Annotated in this window: 17 protein-coding genes; 11 read left to right on the forward strand and 6 right to left on the reverse strand. The window is 46.7% G+C overall.

Features of this window, described 5'->3' with window-relative positions; genetic code table 11:
• The first annotated feature begins 47 nt into the window (after nt 1–47).
• The 3 genes from N4310_RS02245 (at nt 48) to N4310_RS02255 (ending at nt 3,648) form a co-directional block, all read left to right on the forward strand.
• Nucleotides 48–1,202: an AI-2E family transporter gene (locus N4310_RS02245; RefSeq protein WP_262091911.1), complete on the forward strand. Its 1,155-nt coding sequence runs from the start codon at nt 48–50 to the stop codon at nt 1,200–1,202.
• The gene (locus N4310_RS02250) at nt 1,192–2,427 is read left to right on the forward strand and encodes a tetratricopeptide repeat protein (RefSeq protein WP_262091912.1); all 1,236 of its coding nucleotides are present in this window, start codon (nt 1,192–1,194) and stop codon (nt 2,425–2,427) included. Before N4310_RS02245 ends, N4310_RS02250 begins: the two co-directional genes overlap by 11 nt.
• A gap of 75 nt (nt 2,428–2,502) precedes the next feature.
• Nucleotides 2,503–3,648 carry a glycosyltransferase family protein gene (locus N4310_RS02255; protein ID WP_262091913.1) on the forward strand — a complete coding sequence of 382 codons (1,146 nt, stop codon included), beginning with the start codon at nt 2,503–2,505 and terminating at the stop codon, nt 3,646–3,648.
• A gap of 213 nt (nt 3,649–3,861) precedes the next feature.
• Here the strand turns inward: N4310_RS02255 and N4310_RS02260 are convergent, their stop codons facing one another.
• Nucleotides 3,862–5,538 (reverse strand): Rqc2 family fibronectin-binding protein, encoded by a 1,677-nt coding sequence (locus tag N4310_RS02260; RefSeq protein ID WP_262091914.1) that lies wholly within the window; start codon nt 5,536–5,538, stop codon nt 3,862–3,864.
• Nucleotides 5,539–5,654: 116 nt separating this feature from the next.
• Here N4310_RS02260 and trpX point away from each other — a divergent pair, with 116 nt between their 5' ends.
• The gene (gene trpX / locus N4310_RS02265; protein ID WP_262091915.1) at nt 5,655–6,659 is read left to right on the forward strand and encodes a tryptophan ABC transporter substrate-binding protein; all 1,005 of its coding nucleotides are present in this window, start codon (nt 5,655–5,657) and stop codon (nt 6,657–6,659) included.
• A gap of 539 nt (nt 6,660–7,198) precedes the next feature.
• On the opposite strand, the gene N4310_RS02270 is transcribed toward trpX, so the two are convergent.
• Entirely contained in the window at nt 7,199–7,957 is a 759-nt protein-coding gene (locus N4310_RS02270; RefSeq protein ID WP_262091916.1) for an ABC transporter ATP-binding protein, read from the reverse strand.
• Complete coding sequence (locus N4310_RS02275; protein WP_160332177.1) at nt 7,954–8,820, reverse strand: ABC transporter permease; 867 nt, start codon at nt 8,818–8,820, stop codon at nt 7,954–7,956. The genes N4310_RS02270 and N4310_RS02275 overlap by 4 nt, the downstream gene beginning before the upstream one ends.
• A gap of 245 nt (nt 8,821–9,065) precedes the next feature.
• On the opposite strand from N4310_RS02275, the gene N4310_RS02280 reads away from it, so the two are divergent.
• The 4 genes from N4310_RS02280 to N4310_RS02295 are packed head-to-tail and all read left to right on the forward strand — an operon-like array spanning nt 9,066 to nt 14,205.
• Nucleotides 9,066–10,727 (forward strand): ribonuclease J, encoded by a 1,662-nt coding sequence (locus N4310_RS02280; protein ID WP_262091917.1) that lies wholly within the window; start codon nt 9,066–9,068, stop codon nt 10,725–10,727.
• A gap of 10 nt (nt 10,728–10,737) precedes the next feature.
• Nucleotides 10,738–11,514 carry an alpha/beta hydrolase gene (locus tag N4310_RS02285; protein ID WP_262091918.1) on the forward strand — a complete coding sequence of 259 codons (777 nt, stop codon included), beginning with the start codon at nt 10,738–10,740 and terminating at the stop codon, nt 11,512–11,514.
• Nucleotides 11,515–11,564: 50 nt separating this feature from the next.
• Nucleotides 11,565–12,254, forward strand: a complete 690-nt coding sequence (locus N4310_RS02290; protein ID WP_262091919.1) for a matrixin family metalloprotease — start codon at nt 11,565–11,567, stop codon at nt 12,252–12,254.
• A gap of 58 nt (nt 12,255–12,312) precedes the next feature.
• Nucleotides 12,313–14,205 carry an ABC-F family ATP-binding cassette domain-containing protein gene (locus tag N4310_RS02295; protein WP_262091920.1) on the forward strand — a complete coding sequence of 631 codons (1,893 nt, stop codon included), beginning with the start codon at nt 12,313–12,315 and terminating at the stop codon, nt 14,203–14,205.
• Between the two features lie 30 nt (nt 14,206–14,235).
• Here the strand turns inward: N4310_RS02295 and N4310_RS02300 are convergent, their stop codons facing one another.
• The 3 genes from N4310_RS02300 to N4310_RS02310 are packed head-to-tail and all read right to left on the reverse strand — an operon-like array spanning nt 14,236 to nt 16,625.
• Nucleotides 14,236–14,484: a lipopolysaccharide assembly protein LapA domain-containing protein gene (locus tag N4310_RS02300; protein WP_160332173.1), complete on the reverse strand. Its 249-nt coding sequence runs from the start codon at nt 14,482–14,484 to the stop codon at nt 14,236–14,238.
• Nucleotides 14,485–14,492: 8 nt separating this feature from the next.
• On the reverse strand, nt 14,493–15,281 hold the full coding sequence (gene gatD, locus N4310_RS02305) for a lipid II isoglutaminyl synthase subunit GatD (RefSeq protein ID WP_262091921.1): 789 nt from the start codon (nt 15,279–15,281) through the stop codon (nt 14,493–14,495).
• Between the two features lie 3 nt (nt 15,282–15,284).
• Complete coding sequence (locus tag N4310_RS02310) at nt 15,285–16,625, reverse strand: Mur ligase family protein (protein ID WP_262091922.1); 1,341 nt, start codon at nt 16,623–16,625, stop codon at nt 15,285–15,287.
• A gap of 122 nt (nt 16,626–16,747) precedes the next feature.
• On the opposite strand from N4310_RS02310, the gene cdaA reads away from it, so the two are divergent.
• From cdaA to glmM, 3 genes are read left to right on the forward strand one after another with little or no spacing between them, the layout of a single operon-like run.
• On the forward strand, nt 16,748–17,599 hold the full coding sequence (gene cdaA, locus N4310_RS02315) for a diadenylate cyclase CdaA (RefSeq protein WP_160332170.1): 852 nt from the start codon (nt 16,748–16,750) through the stop codon (nt 17,597–17,599).
• Nucleotides 17,589–18,293, forward strand: a complete 705-nt coding sequence (locus N4310_RS02320) for a CdaR family protein (protein WP_160332169.1) — start codon at nt 17,589–17,591, stop codon at nt 18,291–18,293. The genes cdaA and N4310_RS02320 overlap by 11 nt, the downstream gene beginning before the upstream one ends.
• A gap of 2 nt (nt 18,294–18,295) precedes the next feature.
• Entirely contained in the window at nt 18,296–19,651 is a 1,356-nt protein-coding gene (gene glmM / locus N4310_RS02325; protein ID WP_262091923.1) for a phosphoglucosamine mutase, read from the forward strand.
• The last annotated feature ends 75 nt before the right edge of the window (nt 19,652–19,726 follow it).

Consider the following 19,726-nt stretch of genomic DNA (forward strand, 5'->3'; position numbering starts at 1 on the left):
CTTAAAAAATGCTAAAATGAAAGGAAATCTCGAAAAAGGAGTTCAGTATGCAGGAAAAAGAACGGACGTTTACCCTCTCCTGGTTTTTTAGGTGGTTTTTAGACAATAAGGCGATTACGGTCTTTTTAGTCTGCCTCTTACTTTTCTTGAACATTTTTCTTTTAACGAAAATTAGCTTTTTAATCACACCGATCCTAGGTTTTCTGCAGATTTTGGCCTTGCCTTTGATTATGTCGGGCTTGATTTTTTACTTGCTCAATCCGCTGGTGGATTTTTTGGAATTCCGGAAGATCCCACGGATTTGGGCGATTGTTCTAGTTTTTGTCTTGATCTCAGCCTTGTTGGTTTGGGGAGTAGCGGTGCTGATCCCAAATTTACGGACCCAGTTTCTGGCCTTTGTTCAGAACTTCCCGTCCTATCTGGAGAAGGCGGAGGTGGTACTCAATCAGCTGGTAGACCAGCCGCTCTTTGATGCAGCGCGACCACAATTTGTGGCGCTGAATAGTGAGATTTCCAATCGTTTGACCGAGTTTGTCAGTCAGTATTCTCCTCGAGCGGTTAACTGGGCCAGCAATTTTTTGACCGGTTTGTCCCAGTTTTTGGTGGCTATCTTGATTATGCCCTTTATTGTGTTTTACCTCTTGCGGGATGGCAAGGAGTTGAATGCCTATTTGACTAAGTTTATGCCAACCAAGTTCCGACCAACCTTCAGTCGCGTTTTGACGGATGTCAACAAGCAGTTGGGTAATTACGTGCAAGGCCAGATTACTGTAGCGGTGATTGTGGCATTGATGTTTATCCTCTTTTTTAAACTGATTGGTCTCAATTATGCGGTAACCTTGGGAGTGTCTGCGGGCCTTCTTAATCTAATTCCCTACCTGGGTAGTTTTTTGGCCATGATTCCTGCTCTTATTCTGGGTTTGATTGCTGGGCCAGCCATGTTGATCAAGGTGATTCTAGTCTTTATTGTCGAACAAACCATCGAGGGCCGTTTTGTGTCGCCCTTGATTTTGGGAAGTCAATTGAATATTCATCCCCTGACCATCCTGTTTGTCCTTCTGACATCGGGAAGTATGTTTGGCGTTTGGGGCGTTTTCTTAGGGGTACCAGTCTATGCCTCTCTCAAGGTTGTAGTCGAAGCATTCTTTACCTGGTACCAAGAAGTCTCTGGATTGTATGAGGAGGAAGAGCATGAATCCTAGTCAAGCTTTTTTGGAAGCTTTGGAGCGGCAAGATTTAGAAGCTGCCCAGCAGGCCTTTGACCGGCTGTTGCAGGAGTCTTCAGAGGACCAGCAATTTGAAATGGCCCTCTATCTGGAAGAGATGGGGTTTTATGAGCAAGCCCAATTGCTTTATGAAAAAATTAAAGCAGCTTATCCAGAAGCCTACTTGAGTCTAGCCCAAATGGCTAGTCAGGAAGGGCGGACCGAGGAAGCCTTTGCCTATCTTGAAGAAATCTCAGTAGTTAGTGAATGGTACTTGGCCAGTCTTTTGGTCAAGGCTGATCTCTACCAAGCAGAAGGGTTGACGGATGTTGCCCGTGAAAAATTACTGGAGGCTCAGGCCCTTAGTGATGATCCGGTTATTGTTTTTGGATTAGCGGAATTGGAGTTTGAATTGGGCCATTACCAGGCGGCAATCCAGTTCTATGCTAGCTTAGATAACCGAGAAATCTATGCGCTAACCGGTATTTCGACCTATCAGCGCATTGCCCTTAGCTACGCAAGTCTTGGGAAGCTGGAAGTGGCCATTGAATTTTTAGAAAAAGCCATCGAACTGGAATATGATGATAAGAACGTCCATGAATTAGCGCTCCTGTTACTAGAGACAGGGCGGACTCAGCGTGCCTTGGATTATTTTCGCCAATTGGAGGCCTTGTCACCAGACTTGTTAGGCTTTGAATTGGGTTATGCACGGGCCTTGCGCGAAGAGCACCAGTTGGATCAAGCCTTGCGCGTGGTTGAGACAGGTTTGCAAAAGAATCCTTTTGATGAGCCCTTGATGCTATTAGCGTCTCAGTTATCCTATGAGTTGCATGATGTTGCAGGTGCGAAAAAGTATTTATTGGCGGCGCGTGAGATTGCAGAGGATTTGGAGGAGGTTTACCTCCGGCTCAGCAATCTGTATTTAGAGGAGGAGAATTTCCAAGACTTGGTGGATCAAGTTCCTTCAACAGTCGATTCCGTCTTGACCCAGTGGAATTTGGCCAAGGCCTTGCAAGGATTGGAACGGGATCAAGAATCGTTGGAGCTTTACCAGAACTTAATGGGAGATTTGAAAGACAATCCTGAATTCTTGCAAGAGTATGTCTACCAGTTGCGTCAAATGGGTTATAGAGAGGATGCGGCAGAGGTGGCTCAACTCTATCTCAATCTGGTTCCAGATGATCCGGATATGCAGGAATTTTTGGATGGTCTAAATGATTAAAATATATCCAGCTTTCGGGTTTGGTTCTTGAAAGTGTGATATAATTAAGGAGATGTTTTCAAACAAGGAGTTGTCATGAAGAAAGCCCTGATTGTGGTTGCCCAGGTGAAGCAAATTCAAGAATTAGAGACTTTGATGAAGTCTGTTATTCTCCATAACCAAAACCTGCATTTCTACATTGCTCACGATGGAATCGCCAAGCAATGGTTTACTAAAATTCGGAAGAGATTGGCTCGAATGGCTGTCGAAGTAACATCTGTTCGCCTACCTGAAAATCTTGCTCAATTAGAAGTAAGTCCCTTCCGCTACACTCTTGACCACTATGTGGTAGAGGAGAATGTTTTATTGTTGTCCCCAGATATGGTTGTGACAACAGATTTAGGGCCGATCTTTAAAAAAGATTTAGGCAATGTTTTAACGATTTCCAATGTTCAGAATCAAGATCCTCAGGGAGCAGGGGTGGGAGATCGGCTCAAGGTTGTTAGTCACCATGTTCCCAAGGTGGCTCATGATTCCTATTCTCTCCTAGGGGACAATATTGCTGATAAAGTGGATATCGCTTCCTTGATGAAGGGGAAAAAGCGGAAAGGAAAAGAGAGTCTATCCGATGTCGAAATGGAAAAAGGTCCCGTTTATCCGATTATTATCCATTACGACACCCCCTATAAGCCCTGGGATGAACTTCGCTTAGTTCCTTATCAAGCCGTTTGGTGGTACTATGCCAATCTAGCTTGGGATGAACTGGTAGCAACCAGTCCCTTCCTCTTGGAAAAACAAGTTGAGTCTCTCTTAAATTATGATTTTGTAGGCTGGGTTTATACCTACTCTGATGAGTTGCTCCATCTGGAGACCCTGGCACGGGAATTGCCAAATATTGGTTTTGTAATTGCTGCTCCAACGGAGATCTCAGCGACTTTGATGAACCTTTTGGTCTATCCGAATATTAGTCTAGCTCCTGGTGTAGCCCAGGATAGCCTGCTCTACGATGAGATTGTCCGAGAAGCAGATTTCTATTTGGATATTAACAACTACGCAGAGGTCGGCACAGTAGTGGCTGATATGGCAGCTGCTGGGAAGCCAATCTTGGCCTTCGAAGAAACCAAGCATGGAGACTATGGTCAAAAGATTTTTAGTCCGGATAATCTCTTCCTTATGATTGAGACCATTCGTCATTTGGAAGTGGATAGTCTGCTCTTTTCGATTGGCATCAATCACCAATAATAAAAAGTGTGAAAGGAGGTTGGGACAAAGATCTCACCTCTTTTTTGTACTCGTAAAATTTGTCTGCTACATCGAGTCGATTCCTGCCTCAGTTGATAGCGAACTTTTCAAGTTCGTCTATTTAGAAGCTCATCGAGTCAATTCCTGACTCGATGAGAGCACTGCAAATAAGCCTTGTTCCTTTGAGATGGGAGCAAGGCTTGTTTGTTCATTTTAGTTCTTTTTAGCGGCCTGTCGCATGGCTTCGATTTTTTTTGGGTCGGGTGTGACGCGTAGGGTGGTTTGTCCGGTATAGGTGACAAAGCCTGGGCGGCCACCTTTGGGTTTGTGGAGTTTTTTGATGGGCAACATGTCGACCTGGATGAGGTTGGAATGGCGGGCCTTGGAGTAGTAGGCGGCCAGTTCTGCGGCATCGGTTTTGATCTCATCCGAAGGGTTGGGGTTGTTGCTGATAACGACGTGGCTGCCAGGAATGTCCTTGGCGTGGAACCAGAGCTGGTCTTTTTTGGCTAACTTGAAGGTGAGTTCGTCGTTTTGTAGGTTATTACGGCCGACTAGAATGAGGGTTTCTTGGTCACTGGCCAGGTAGGTTTCCGGATTTTGGCGACGAGCCCGCTTGTCTTGACGGCTGCGTTTGAAGAGGCCGGTGCTGACCAGTTCCTCGCGTAATTCCGGGAGGTCCTCCAGGCGGGCTTCCCCAAGCAGGAATTGGACGCCTTCAAGGTAGTGGGCCCATTCCTGACTTTCCAGGATTTGCTGCTGGAGATGGCGGATGGCTTCCTTGAGCTTTTGGTAGCGCTTGAAGTAGCGTTGAGCATTTTGGTTAGGCGTCAATGCCTTGTCTAAGCTAATGTGAATCGGCTCATCGGTATAGTAGTTGTGCAGGGTGACCTGCTCCTGGTCGTTGGGGACTTGATGCAGGTAGGTGGTCAGCAACTCTCCTTTTTGGCGGTAGCTTTCCGCTGTGTCGGTGTCGGCTAATTCTTTTTCCAATTTTTGAAGCTTGTCCAGCGTTTTTTTCAATTCCGAATCGACTCGCCGAATGAGCTCTCCGGCCTGCTGTTGGACGCGGTCTTTTTCGGCCTTTTCGGCAAAAAAGAAATCCAAGGTTGCTGATAAGGAAGGAAAGGTCTGGTCTAAAGAGTCTGGAAAAGGAATCGGAGCAAAAGATTTGGCTGTCAAACGTCCCTGACTCGGTGCCTGGAAAAAAGAACGGAAAGTCGCTAGCCGGCTATCGGAAGCTGCTTCTAAAGTGGCTTCTAAGGCTAGGGCTGTGTCCCGTCCGAGCCCTTGGAATTGTCCCTGGAGTTTTTTGGCCGTTAGATCATTGGTTTGTAGGAAGCCAAAGAGGTCTTTGTCTGCGATGGTAAAGGGATTGGCCCGGTCATCCGCCGGTGGCTGGATGGCCTGGGCTCCGGGTAGGATGGTCCGATAGGAATTTTGCCCAAAGCCGACATGTTTGATGGCCTCTAAGATTTTGTTTTGTTGCTGATCGATTAAGAGGATATTACTGTGTTTGCCCATTAATTCGATATGCAAGAGGGCAGACTGGGAATCCCCGATTTCATCCTTGTTTTGGGTAGTAATTTGTAAGATACGGTCGTTTTCGACCTGCTGGATATCTTGAATGATGGCCCCTTGCAGGTATTTTCGGAGTACCATGATAAAGGTTGAGGGGTTGCTTGGGTTTTCAAAGGTCTGCTGGGTCAGTTGGATCCGGTTGAGGGTTGGGTGAACGGAAACGAGGAGTCGATGGGTTTTCCCTTGGGACCGGATTTGGAGCAGGAGCTCTTTTGCAAAAGGTTGATTAATTTTTTGAATGCGTCCGCCAATTAATTGAGCTGCTAGTTCTTGCTTCATATGGTGGAGAAAAAAACCGTCAAATGACATGGGAACCTCCTTGATTCTAGTCTTTTGATTATAGCAAAAAAAGCGCTGATAGAAAAAACTCTGACTTGACTTTTGGGCCTATCTTGCATAAACTGAGAGTAATTGAAAGGGTATTTATGAAAAATAAAGCATTATTGACGACTGTCGTGGCCTTGTTTGTTTTACTGGGGATCGGGATTGGTCAGGAGTTGGGCTGGTTGGGCTCGGCTCATCAAGATCAAGCCACCAAGGCCAAATTGGGGGTTCTGCAATTTGTGAGCCATCCATCCTTGGACGAGATCTATCAAGGGGTCCAGGCTGGCCTTGAAGAAGCGGGCTATGGCGAGGATAAATTGGAGATCCAGTTCCTAAATGGCCAGGCTGACCAGAGTAAGCTGACCTTGATGAGCCAAGAATTGATTGAAGATGGGAATCAGGTGTTACTGGGAATTGCAACACCTGCTGTTCAGTCCCTGGCCAATGCCAGCAAAGATTTGCCGATCATCATGGGGGCGGTTTCGGATCCAGTTGGAGCTCGCTTGGTCGAAAATCCCAAGCAACCAGGTGGCCTGCTAACAGGGGTTTCAGACCAGAACCCAGCGGCCAAACAGGTGGCCTTGATTCGCTCGCTCACTCCGCGTGTGAAAAAGATCGGGGCTCTCTACTCAAGCGGTGAGGACAATTCCAAATCCCAGGTGTCAGAGTTTCAGGCAGCAGCTGCAGCAGTAGGCCTAGAGGTTGTGGAGCAGGCTGTTCCGTCAACCAATGAACTCAACCAGGCAGTTGGGGTTTTGGGCGGTAAAGTAGATGCCATTTGGGTCCCAATTGACAATACGATTGCCTCCGCCTTTTCGACAGTGGTTGCAGCCAATCAAACAGCTAAATTACCCCTCTATCCTAGTGCAACAGCTATGGTGGAAGCCGGTGGTTTAGCCTCAGTGGTGGTCGACCAATTTGAATTGGGCAGAGCAACCGGGAAAATGGCGGCGCGTGTCTTGCAAGGGGAAGATCCTGGACAGATTCCGGTTGAATTTTTCTCCCAAGGTAAACCTGTTCTCAATATGCAAGTTGCCAAGGAACTAGGGATTGTGATTCCCGAATCTATCCAGAAGGAAGCCCGGTTGGTGGGAACAGAGCAATAAACACTCGATTCATTTATAGGGAGTGAGACAGAACTAAATTTGAAAAAAATTAGTTCGTAGTCTCACCTCCGCAAGGCTGATTAGGCCCTCTTCCGAGCTTCAAAAGCGAACGATTGGAGTTTGCTTTGCAAACAAGATTTGCTACTCTCTAACAGCATACAATGCTGTTAGACCCAATCAGCTACTGCGTCAAAGGTATTTTGTTATACAAAGTCAATGAGGCTAGACTTTTGTCCCAGCCTCGTTTTTTATACTCAAAAAACCTCAGTCTGTCATGGTACGACGGACTGAGGTTTGAGGATGCACCTGTTATCCAAGGTTAATAGCATTGGGAAATTTAGATGATATCTGACCTGTGTCCGACTTGTTTAGGGAAGTAAGTTATAAGGGGGACACAGATAGAGAGGCGGGATAACAGGAAACATCAGGTTAGCTATTATTGAAAGTCTTGGTTGTTCATTGGAATCATTTCTTTCAATAATCTATATTCAGTATACTATATTTTCTGAAAATATACAATAATTTTAAGGGTGTATTTCTTAGTCAAAGAATTGATAGTAGTCCTGCAGGCTGAGTTGGGCTTTTTCTTCTTGCTGGAGGTCTTTGATGATTTGTCCATTTTTTAAGATCAGAAGGCGATTTCCATAGTGGAGAGCATCTTCCATGCTATGGGTAATCATGAGACTAGTGAGTTCCATTTCCTGAACAAATTGCTGCGTTAATTGCATTAAGTCTTTACTGGTTTTGGGATCCAGGGCAGCGGTGTGCTCATCGAGCAGGAGCAGGTCCGGTTTTTTTAAGGTCGCCATGAGGAGACTAAGGGCCTGGCGTTGACCGCCCGATAGGCTTTGGACTTCGGTATCCAGATGATTTTCCAAGCCATTGGGAATTTTTTTCAAGAGATTCTTGAAATAGTCCAATTTTTCCTTGAGTTGGCGTGGACTTAAATCACGCTTCTCGCCACGGTAATAGGCAATCAACATATTTTCAGCTAGGGTCATCCGCGGAGCCGTCCCCATTTTCGGATCCTGGAAAACGCGGGCAATAAATTGGGCGCGCTTGGCAGGACTCCAGTTGGTTACATCGGTACCGTGGATGAGGATCCGGCCCTCGGTTAGGGGCAGGGTACCGGCAATTACATTAAAGAGGGTGGATTTACCAGCCCCATTCCCACCCAAGACGGTGATAAAATCCCCTTCATAGATGGTCAAGGAGACATGATCCAGGATAACCCGTTCTTCCTCGAGTCCATTTTGAATAACCTTGGTGGCATCTTGTAGTTCAATAATTTTTTTCATGCGTTTAATCGAACTCCTTTCAAAATGGATTTTCGAAGTTGGGGTACAATGAGGCAGAAAGCCAAAATAAGGGCATTGTAGAGGCGCAGATAGTTGGTGTTGAAACCAAGCGCTAGAACCACCCAGATGAGGAGCTGGTAAAGAACAGCCCCCACTCCAATTGAAATCAACCGCTCTGGCAGACTGACATTCTTGAATAAGACTTCACCGATGATGATGCTGGCCAGGCCAATAACGATAATCCCAATCCCCCGAGAGATATCTGCGTAGCCTTCCTGCTGTGCTACCAAGGCACCAGCCAAACCAATCATGGCATTAGAAATAACCAAGCCCATGACCTCCATCCGAGGTGTTTCAATCCCAAAGCTCTGTGCCATGTCAGGATTGTCACCAGTGGCGATAAAGGCTTGTCCCAAGCGCGAGTTGAGGAAATAAATAATCAAGGTTAGAAGAAGGCTAAAGACCAGAAGCCCTAAAACGACATTGTTAATCCGATCTGTAAAGGGGAGCCAGGATTGCAGCAGGACCTGATTGAGCAATCCCAAATTGGACCGCCCCATGACCATTAGCATAATCGAATGGCAGGAAGTCATGACTAAAATTCCGGCGAGAATAATGGGAATCCGGCCCTTGGTGTAGAGCATACCTGTGGTAAAACCAGCCAAGGCACCAGCTCCCGCAGCAGCTAGACTGGCGAGCAGGGGATTGACACCGGCGGTGATCAAGCTGACAGCAACTGCTCCTCCAAGGGGGAAGCTGCCTTCGGTGGTCATGTCCGGGAATTTAAGAATCCGGAAGGTGAGGTAGAGACCGATTCCCAAAACGGCCCACAACAAACCTTGTGAGATAACTGATAGAATCATTGACTGGACCTTTCATTTTAATCTGTTACCATTGTACCAAAAAGGAAGCCTCTGAGGTGGATGGTCTGTCTAATTCTTTCACAAATAGGAGGAGATTCGATTTACTGTGGCTTAAAACTAGGGACTGGCTATGGTGAGGAGTAGAATTAGTATTAGAAAAAAAGGGTAAATTGTAGTATAATGAATAAGTTCATCACAGGGTGAAATAACGACAAAATATGAAAAATCTATTCAAAGGAGGACTTATGTCAGACATTAAAATTACGGCTCTTGGCGGAGTTCGTGAAAACGGAAAGAACTTTTACTGGGCAGAGATTGATGGCGCCATCTTTATTCTCGATGCGGGACTCAAATATCCAGAAAATGAGCAGCTCGGGGTTGATGTGGTGATTCCAAACTTGGAGTACTTGATTGAAAACCGCAATCGGATTGCGGGTGTATTCCTAACCCATGGTCACGCGGATGCGATTGGCGCTCTTCCTTACTTGTTGGCAGAAGTGCAGGTTCCAGTTTTTGGGTCTGAATTAACCATTGAGTTGGCGAAACTGTTTGTCAAACGCAATGAGCGTGTCAAGAAGTTCAATGACTACCACATCATTGACGAGGATACCGAGATTGATTTTGGTCAGGCGACGGTTTCCTTCTTCCGAACAACCCATTCGATTCCAGAGAGTCTGGGAATTGTCCTGAAGACCGATCAGGGACAGATTGTTTATACGGGCGATTTTAAATTTGATCAGGCAGTCAGTGCTGCCTATGGGACGGACTTTGGTCGTTTGGCGGAAATTGGTAAAGAAGGGGTCCTGGCCCTCTTAAGTGATTCTGCTAACGCAGATTCCAGCCAACAAGTGGCGAGTTATAGTGAAGTGGGTGAGGAAATTTCTCAGACCATCGCGGATTGGGAAGGCCGGATTATTGTGGCAGCGGTTGCCAGCAATCTGTCCCGCATCCAACAGGTTTTTGATGCTGCCCTGGAGACTGGCCGTAAGGTCGTCTTGACCGGTTTTGATATTGAAAATATTGTCCGGACGGCTATTCGCTTGAAAAAATTGACCTTGGAAGATGATAAGGTCTTGGTCAAGCCTAAGGATATGGGGCAATATGCACCAGAGGATTTGATTATCCTGGAAACAGGCCGGATGGGAGAGCCAATCAATGGCCTCCAGAAAATGGCTCAGGGTCGCCATCGCTATGTTGAAATCACTGATGGGGACCTCGTTTACATTGTAACAACACCTTCTGTTGCCAAAGAAGCGGTTGTGGCTCGGGTGGAAAATATGATCTACCAAGCGGGTGGCGTGGTTCGAGTGATTACTCAGCACTTGCGCGTGTCTGGTCATGCTAACTCACGTGACCTACAACTGATGCTCAGCTTGTTGAAACCGCGATACCTCTTCCCTGTTCAAGGAGAGTACCGCGATTTGGTCGCCCATGCCAAAGCAGCCATGGAGTTTGGGATGTCCTCTGATCAGATTTTCTTAATGAAAAAAGGTGATCAAATGGAGTGGGACGGCCAAGACTTTGTCTTTGCAGGATCAATTCCGGCGGCTGATGTGTTGATTGATGGGAATGCCATTGGTGATGTCGGAAATGTGGTACTCCGAGACCGGAAGGTCTTGTCGGAAGACGGGATTTTTATTGTTGCGATTACAGTCAATCGTAAGCAGAAGAAGATTGTTGCCAAGGCTAAGGTCCACACACGTGGGTTTGTCTATGTCAAGAAGAGTCGGGATATCTTACGGGAATCGGCTGAGTTGGTCAACAAAACAGTGGAAGAATATTTGAGCCAGCCAAACTTTGACTGGGCTGAATTAAAAGGAGCGGTGCGAGATAACTTGTCCAAATATCTCTTTGAGCAAAGCAAGCGCCGTCCAGCAGTCTTACCGGTTGTGATGGAAGTGAAATAGGAGTACTTGGATGGCCTTACTAACGCTGGATTATAAATCAGAAGTTTTATCGATGAGCATGACGCTAAAGCTGCTCTACCCAGAGAAGGCTTTGTATGCTACAGAAGTAGAGGACATTCCAGTCCTCTATCTTTTGCATGGAATGAGTGGGGATGTGGATACCTGGATGCGGCGAACCAGTATTGAGCGCTATGTTAAGGACACTAATCTAGCTCTTGTGTTTTTGGATACCCATGATGGCTGGTACAGCAATACCCATTCTGGTTACAGGTATTTTGACGCCTTTACTCAGGAAGTGCCAGAACTTCTAGCCAATCTCTTTCCCAAACTTTCCCGGAAGCGGTCGAAAACCTTTGTGGCAGGTCTATCAATGGGCGGCTATGGGGCACTGAAATTGGCCTTGCTGACCAATCGTTTTTCCCATGCAGCTAGCCTGTCGGGAGCCTTGGATTTTCAAGATTTGGAACCTTTGGTGGATGAGTTTAGAGGTTTGACCTACTGGCGAGGAGTCTTTGGGGATCAGATTTTTGGAAAAGATCAGCCGGATGATCTGGTAACCTGGTTGGACCAGGCCGATCGCAAGACCAAATTGTTTGCCTGGTGTGGGGAGCAGGATTTTCTCTTTCCAGCTAATCAGCGGGCTCAAGTACTCTTGGAGGAAGCTGGTTTTGAGTTGACCTTTACCTCTAGTCCTGGAAAACACGAATGGTACTACTGGGATCAACAGATTCAAGAGGTGCTCAAATGGTTGCCGATTGATTACCAGGAAGAGGAGCGTTTGAGTTAAGCATTTTTTTAGCCTTCTTCTCTATACTAGGAGGTCAAGGAGGTAGAAATTTGTTTCTTATTCGTTTTATTTGGAGAATTATCTCCACCATCCTCCGTTTGTTGTTCGGCTTGGTGAGGCTGTTTGTGTGGACAGTTAGTCTGGCTTTGATTTTGTTCTTTGTGGGACAGTGGATGACGGGTGGACAGCTGAGCCAATTTCCAGTGTCGAGTTACTTGACGGAACTTCCCCAACGTTTTTTAAACAACCCGACAGAAATCCCAACCGATTTGGTAACTTCTCAGTCAGATCAACGCCATCGCTGGGATCAAAACCAAGCCTTGGTTTATATTTCCACAGAAGATAGCACCATGGTCTCTGCCTATCGAGATGCCATGCGCCAGTGGAATCAGACCGGAGTTTTTCAATTTATTGAGACGGATGATGCCAGTCTGGCGCAAATCGAAGCTGGTGTTTATGTCGATTCCCAGGTCTCTGCAGCAGGTGAGACGGAATCGCAAACCAATCTTTTAACCAATCGGCTAAACAAGGCCAAGGTGGGCCTCAATGCCCACTACCTATCCAATCCCTATTATAGTTACAGTTATGAGCGGGTAGTCAATACCGCGGCTCATGAATTAGGGCACGCCATTGGCTTGGACCATACCGATGAAGAATCAGTCATGCAACCAGCCGGATCCTTCTATTCGATTCAAGCTAGGGATATTGAAGTGGTTCGGCAACTCTATCAAGATCAATGATGTCGCAAAGGCTTGGGAAAAGCTCCCAGGTCTTTTGTCTTTCTGCTATAATAGACTTATGATTATTATGCAAGCAAGTAAGGTGGAGCGTTCCTTTGCAGGCGACGTTCTCTTTCAAAATATAACCTTTCAAATTGGTGATCGGGACCGAATCGCCTTAGTTGGGCGTAATGGTGCCGGTAAGTCGACCTTGTTAAAAATTTTAGTAGGGGTCGAGGAAGCAAGCGCGGGTGAGATCAGTCGCAAAAAGGACCTCTCCCTGTCCTACCTGTCCCAGACATCTTCCTTGGATTCCAACTTGTCTATCTATGATGAAATGCTCAAGGTTTTTGCAGACTTGCGGCAGGATGAGCAGACCCTCCGGAACTTAGAAGCCCAGATGGGCCAGGTGACGGGAGCTGAGCTGAGTGCCTTGATGAGTCGCTATGACCAGTTGTCGGAGGATTTTCGTCAGGCAGGTGGTTTTCAGTACGAGGCTAAAATCCGCTCCATCCTCAATGGTTTTCAATTTGATGAAAGCATGTGGCCTATGTCTATTTCAGACCTCTCTGGAGGGCAAAAGACCCGTTTGGCCCTGGCTAAAATGTTGCTGGAAGAGCCGCAGCTCTTGGTTTTGGACGAGCCAACCAACCACCTGGATATTGAAAGTATTGCCTGGTTGGAAAACTACCTGGCCAACTATCAGGGAGCCCTTTTGATTGTCAGTCATGACCGCTATTTCTTGGACAAGGTGGCGACTATCACCTGGGATTTACGTCCCAATGCCCTGGATCGTTATGTAGGCAACTACTCGCATTTTGTTGACGAGAAGGCGCAGCGGTTGGAAACCCAACGCAAAGAGTACGAGAAGCAGCAAAAGGAAATTGCTGCTCTGGAAGACTTTGTAGCTAAAAACTTGGTGCGAGCTTCGACAACCAAGCGGGCCCAATCCCGCCGGAAGAAATTGGAAAAAATGGAGCGTCTGGATAAACCAGGTGGCCAGGAAAAAGCGGCAGCGATTGCCTTTCCGATTGAGCGTTCCTCTGGGAATGTGGTTTTGACAGTCGAAGGTGCGGCGATTGGCTATGAGGCCCAGGTCCTATCGCAGCCTATTTCGATGGATTTACGGAAGTATACGGCCTTGGCCATCGTTGGTCCCAATGGGGTGGGGAAAACAACTCTCTTGAAATCCTTAAAAGGTGATTTGCCTTTTATCCAGGGACAGGCCCGGTTAGGAACCAATGTTGATTTTGGTTATTATGACCAGAATCAGGAAGCCTTAAATGCTCGGAATACGATTTTGGAAGAGCTTTGGAATGATTTTCCACAATTGCCAGAAGTGGATATCCGCAACCGGCTTGGAGCCTTTCTCTTTTCAGGAGATGATGCCCAGAAAACAGTGGGGATGCTTTCGGGGGGTGAACGGTCACGGTTGCTTTTGGCCAAACTTTCCATGGAAAAAAACAATTTCCTAGTCCTGGATGAACCGACCAACCATTTGGACATCGAGAGCAAAGAAGCCTTGGAACAGGCTCTGATTGATTTTGAGGGAACCCTTCTCTTTGTCAGTCATGACCGTTATTTCATTAACCGGATTGCGGATCAGGTTTTGGAGTTGAGTCCAGACGGTTCCCGCCTTTTCCTAGGAGATTATGATTACTATCTGGAGAAGAAAAAGGAATTAGAGGAGTTGGCTCAAGAGGTCGAATCGGAGACGCCTGTGACCCAGGAGGTTTCCAATCTTTCCTATGAGCAGCAAAAGGAGAATCAGAAGGAGCTCCGCAAGCGTCAACGTCGGATTGAGGAATTGGAGCGACGCTTGGAGGAGTTGAGTCAGCTACAGACTGAGATTCAAGAAAGTATGTTGGCAAGCAATGATCCTGATCAGCTGATCCAGCTTCAGGAAAGTTTGGAACAGGCCCAGGCAGCAGAAGAAGAAGCCCTAGAAGAGTGGGCAGAATTAGAAGAATAAGTAAAAAATAACCAGTCGCAGGGCGACTGGTTATTTTGTTTCTGGGAGCTGTTGGGGCTCTGGGCTACTGTTTTTCTTGTCCTTCTTTTTCTTTTTGCTGGGGCGGCTGTAGAGGAGGGTGACTAGAGCGCCGAGGATAAAGGAAAAGAGGATCACCAAAATCAAGGGCAATTGGACCCTGGTAATTAGGAAGGAAACTTCGACTTCTTGAATGTTACTGATGGAGAGCAGGGCAATCAAGAGAACAGAAAGCAGGGATAGGTAGTAACGAAATTTCATAAAAGCTCCTAGTTGCTAAATTCAGCCTTAGATTTGGTATCACTGAATTCTTGAGAGGCTTCAAGGCTAAGAATGTCTTCGAAGCTGGCGAATTGGATATCTGGATATTTCTGTTTGAGGGCTGTGGTAACCATCCGATAGGCTAGGTTGGCATTCCGAGAGAGAATGGGACCGTGGAAGTAGGAACCATAGACATTGTGGTAGTGAACCCCTTCACCATTCTTGGTCTCATTATTGCCGTTGCCATAAACAATCTTGCCGAGCGGCTTTTCATCATCAGCCAGGAAGGTCCGGCCTTGATGGTTTTCAAATCCATAATAGGTTTCATTGAATTCTTCATTATGGATTTTGATATCTCCGATAAAGCGGTTGTTTTCTTGGTTTAAGGTATAGTGGCCCATGACCCCGATCCCTTCGATCCGTCGCCCAGAGACTTCGATGTAGTATTGGCCGAGGAGTTGGAAACCGCCACAGATAGCCAAGACTACCCCTTCCTTATCGTGGATAAAACGGTCAATTCCATCCCGTTTGAGGGGAAGGTCCTTGGAAACAATCGATTGCTCGTAATCCTGACCACCACCAAAAAAGACGATATCATAATCTTCTTCATGGAAGGGGTCATCCAGGGAGACAATTTCAATTGTTGCGGCAGCCCCTAGCTTTTCGGACACATATTTGAGCATGAGGATATTGCCATTATCGCCATAGGTGTTCATCAAATCGCCGTAGAGATGGGCAATCCGGATTTGATAGGGATAGTTTTGGGGATTGGCAGTTTGTAAAGAAACGTAGGTCATTAATTACTTCATCTCCTTTGAAACGAGATGCTGGTTGGCTAGGAGTTCCCGCATTTCCAGCATAGCGGTGTAGGTTGCAAGGATATAAGCTCGTGGAGCTTCTTGTTGTTGGATGGCTTCGACTAGGTCCTTGAGTTGATCAAGTTCGGTCATCTGATCGGCTGGGTAGCCAGCAACGCGAATCCGTCGGCTAATTTCGGCATGCCGAACGCCACCTGTGAAGACTTGGGGAACATCCATATTCTGGATCCGCTCAAATTCAGCATCCCAAATCCAGCTGGTGTCAATACCATCGGCATAGTTGGCATTAAGCAAGAAGGACATGGTGAAAGGACCTGGAGCTAGTTGGATCATTTCCAAGGCCTGGGTGGCTCCAACAGGATTTTTGATTAGGACTAGCGTACATTCCTTGTCGCCGATGTTAAAGGTTTCTTGGCGACCAAAAACGGCCTTACTCTTGTCAAAACCAGCGCGAATGGTCTCAGCAGGAATTTGATAAAACTCTGCAACCGCTACGGCTGCCAAGGCATTGTAGATATTGTAGAGGCCACCAATGTTGATGCTGTATTCTTGATCATCAATTCGGAAACGTGAAGACTTCTCGGTCAACTCCACCAACTCGGTGAGGCGGTAGTCCAGAGGCTTACGCGCAAAGGAACAGTTGGGGCAGAAGTAGTTTCCTAGGTTGGCATAGGTAATCATCTTGTAACGCAAGATGTGCTGGCACTTGGGACACAGAATCCCTTCGGTATTATAGTGGGCTAGGTGGGCCTCCTCCTCCTTGTGGTCAAAACCAAAAGAGAGAACAGGATTCGGCAGGTCTACGGATTGAAAAATGGGACTATCCCCATTCACCAAAACAGTAGCCTCTGGCGCCTTTTTAATACCATCTAAGATAAACTGGTAGGTGGTGTAAATTTCACCAAACCGGTCCATTTGGTCCCGGAAGATATTGCTGAGGACAAACAGGGAGGGTTGGATGTAGTCACAAATTTTGGGCACACTGGCCTCATCCACTTCCAGAACGGCAATTTTTTTACCGTTTTTCTGAGGAGTTTTTAGGAAGGTTGTGGTAATCCCGGTGATCATGTTGGCCCCACTGGTATTGGTCAGAACCTGACCAAAGGCTTCTGAGAGGATGCCAACAATAAGCGAAGTTGTCAGGGTTTTTCCGTTGGTTCCAGTGACCAAAACAATCTCATAGTCCTTTGCAAGTTGGTCTAGAATATGGGGATCAAATTTGAGCGCAAGTTTTCCTGGCAGAGTTGATCCCCGGCCGAGCATTTTTAAGGCAGTTGCACTGGTTTTTCCAGCTGCCAATCCAAGTAGTGTATTTAGTTTCATGGAATTATTTTATCATAAAGTGGCGAGAAGAGGCAGCTCCTAGTCTTGGTTCTGGTCCCCAATCGTGGTATAATTGTAAAGTTAATGAGCTGATTGAGAACAGAAGTGGAGAATCTTAGGGTATGAATTTTAGATATTTAGGGGATCCCCAGTATTGGCAAAGTTTTTTTTCCAGTCCCTGGGCGATCCTCATCCAACTCTTAGACATTGCGCTGGTTGCCATTGCGCTTTATTTTGCCATTAAAGCCCTAGCTGGTACTAAAATCATGACCTTGGTTCGTGGGGTTCTGCTATTTGTAGCCCTGCAAATTTTAGCCAATTTGATTGGCCTGACAACAGTCGCCTGGCTGATGAATCAAGTGGTCACCTATGGGGTCATTGCAGCCGTGGTTATTTTTGTGCCAGAAATTCGTTCAGGCTTGGAGCGTTTGGGGCGGACTTTGGACTTATTTAATACTCGAACTCAGACGTCGGAAGAAAAAACTATTGATGCCTTGATGAAGGCTGTGACCTATATGTGCCCTCGGAAGATTGGAGCGCTCATTTCGATTGAAGGGGCTCAGACGCTTCAAGAATACATTGCGACAGGGATTGCCCTCGATTCGCAGATTAGCGGGGAACTTTTGATTAACATCTTTATCCCGAATACGCCTCTTCATGATGGAGCAGTGATTCTTTCAGATAATAAAATTGCAGCGGCTTCGGCCTACCTACCCCTGTCTGAGTCTGGTGGAATTCCTAAGAATTTTGGGACCCGGCACCGGGCAGCCGTGGGACTCTCGGAAGCTAGTGATGCCTTGACGGTTGTGGTATCAGAAGAAACCGGAGAAATTTCCTACACCCGTAATGGTAATTTGATTCACGATGTGACCCCAGCAGAACTGCGGGCTGTCTTAGAGGACTTCTTTGCGGTTCAAGAAGCCCGGCCTGATGTCCTAGCGCCACTATTAAGGAGGAGAAAGTATGAAGACTAATCGTTCCTGGATTTATGGTCTCTTAGCGATTTTTTTATCCTTGATTTTGTTTTTCTACGCTTCTACTAGTCAATACCAAACCCAGGCGAGAACTAGTGGGGACATTGCGACAGAAACCTATACGAATACGATTAAGGGGGTTCCCTTGGTGCTCCGCTATGACTCGGAGAAGTACTTCGTATCTGGTTTTGCCTCGGAAGTCAATATTGATTTATCATCCTCCAATCGCGTTCTCCTGTCGACAGAAACCCAAGAGTCTTCGCGAACCTTCAGGATTGTTCTGGATTTAACCAAGGAATCGCCTGGCTTGGTAGAGGTTCCCGTCACGGTGGAGCATTTGACCAGCGGGGTGACTGCCAAGGTGGATCCAGCGACTATTAGCGGGACGATTGGACTCAAGAAATCCAAGACCTTTAAAATCGACTTAGCTAGTTTCCTAAGTCAGTTGCCGAATGGAGCAGATGTACAGCTGGCAGATGGGGATAGAGAAGTGACAGTGACAACCAATGAAGATTTGTTGAATCAAATTGCGGCTGTCCGGATGGTCTTACCAGATGATTGGGGGACCACGAAAAATTACAATGGTGAGGTTAGTCTTCAGGCCCTTGATGTTAGTGGAGAAGTAGTTCCAAGTGTCATTGAGCCAGAGACAATTGCGATTCGTATTCAATTAAAAACTGAGGAGAAAAAATAATCATGGGAAAATATTTTGGAACAGACGGTGTTCGTGGTGAAGCAAATGTGGAATTAACACCCGAATTGGCCTTCCGCTTAGGACGTTTTGGTGGCTATGTGTTGAGCCAGCACGAAGAAGGGACACCCCGTGTCTTTGTTGGACGCGACACTCGGATCTCTGGAGAGATGTTGGAGAATGCCTTGATTGCGGGCCTCCTCTCCGTCGGAATCCAAGTTTACAAACTCGGTGTGATTGCAACACCTGGGATCGCTTATTTGGTACGGACAGAGAAGGCTAGCGCCGGTGTTATGATTTCGGCCAGCCATAATCCGGCCCAAGATAATGGGATTAAGTTCTTTGGTGGTGATGGCTTTAAATTGGATGATGAACGAGAATTGGAGATTGAAGCTCTGCTTGATGCGCCAGCAGATCAATTGCCTCGTCCAAGTGCTCAAGGTTTGGGGCAAGTCATGGACTACCCGGAAGGTCTACGGAAATACCAAGAATTTCTGGTTTCAACCGGTAGCCCCCTCGAAGGTTTGCACGTTGCTTTGGACACAGCTAACGGAGCTGCCTCTACAAGTGCCCGCCAGGTCTTTGCAGATCTTGGAGCTCAACTGAGCGTCATTGGAGAAAAACCAGATGGCCTCAATATTAATGATCAAATTGGATCAACCCATCCAGAAAAACTGCAGGACTTGGTTCTTGAAAAAGGAGCCGATCTAGGGCTAGCCTTTGATGGGGATTCTGATCGCTTGATTGCTGTTGATGAAAAAGGGCAAATTGTCGATGGAGATAAAATCATGTTTATCTTAGGACAAGCCCTAGCGCAAGAAGGTAAATTGGCTAAAAATAGCATTGTAACGACTGTAATGTCCAACTTAGGGTTCCATAAGGCCCTGGATGCCCATGGGATTGATAAGGCAGTGACGGCTGTTGGCGACCGCTATGTTGTTGAAGAAATGCGTCGCTCTGGCTTCAATCTTGGGGGTGAGCAGTCAGGCCACGTTGTGTTGATGGACTACAATACAACTGGTGATGGTCAGCTAACCGGTGTTCAATTAACTAAGATTCTGAAGGAATCCGGGAAGACCCTGTCTGAATTAGCAGCCCAGGTGACAATTTATCCGCAAAAACTAGTCAATATCCGTGTTGATAATAAGATGAAAGACCAAGCCATGGAAGTTCCTGCGATTGCGGCAATTATTGCCAAGATGGAGGAAGAGATGGCAGGGAATGGTCGGATTTTGGTTCGGCCAAGTGGCACGGAGCCACTTCTGCGGGTAATGGCTGAGGCGCTAACAGATGCAGAAGTTGACTATTACGTAGATACCATCGCAGCCGTTGTTCGAGAGGAAATCGGCTTGGATGCCTGAATCATTCCCGTTGTCTCTGATCCGATGTATACCAAGGGAATAGAAGAGTATAAAAAGAAAAATCGCCACGGTAAA

Origin of the sequence: Streptococcus danieliae (assembly GCF_025447695.1) — a bacterium.
Lineage (GTDB): Bacteria > Bacillota > Bacilli > Lactobacillales > Streptococcaceae > Streptococcus > Streptococcus danieliae.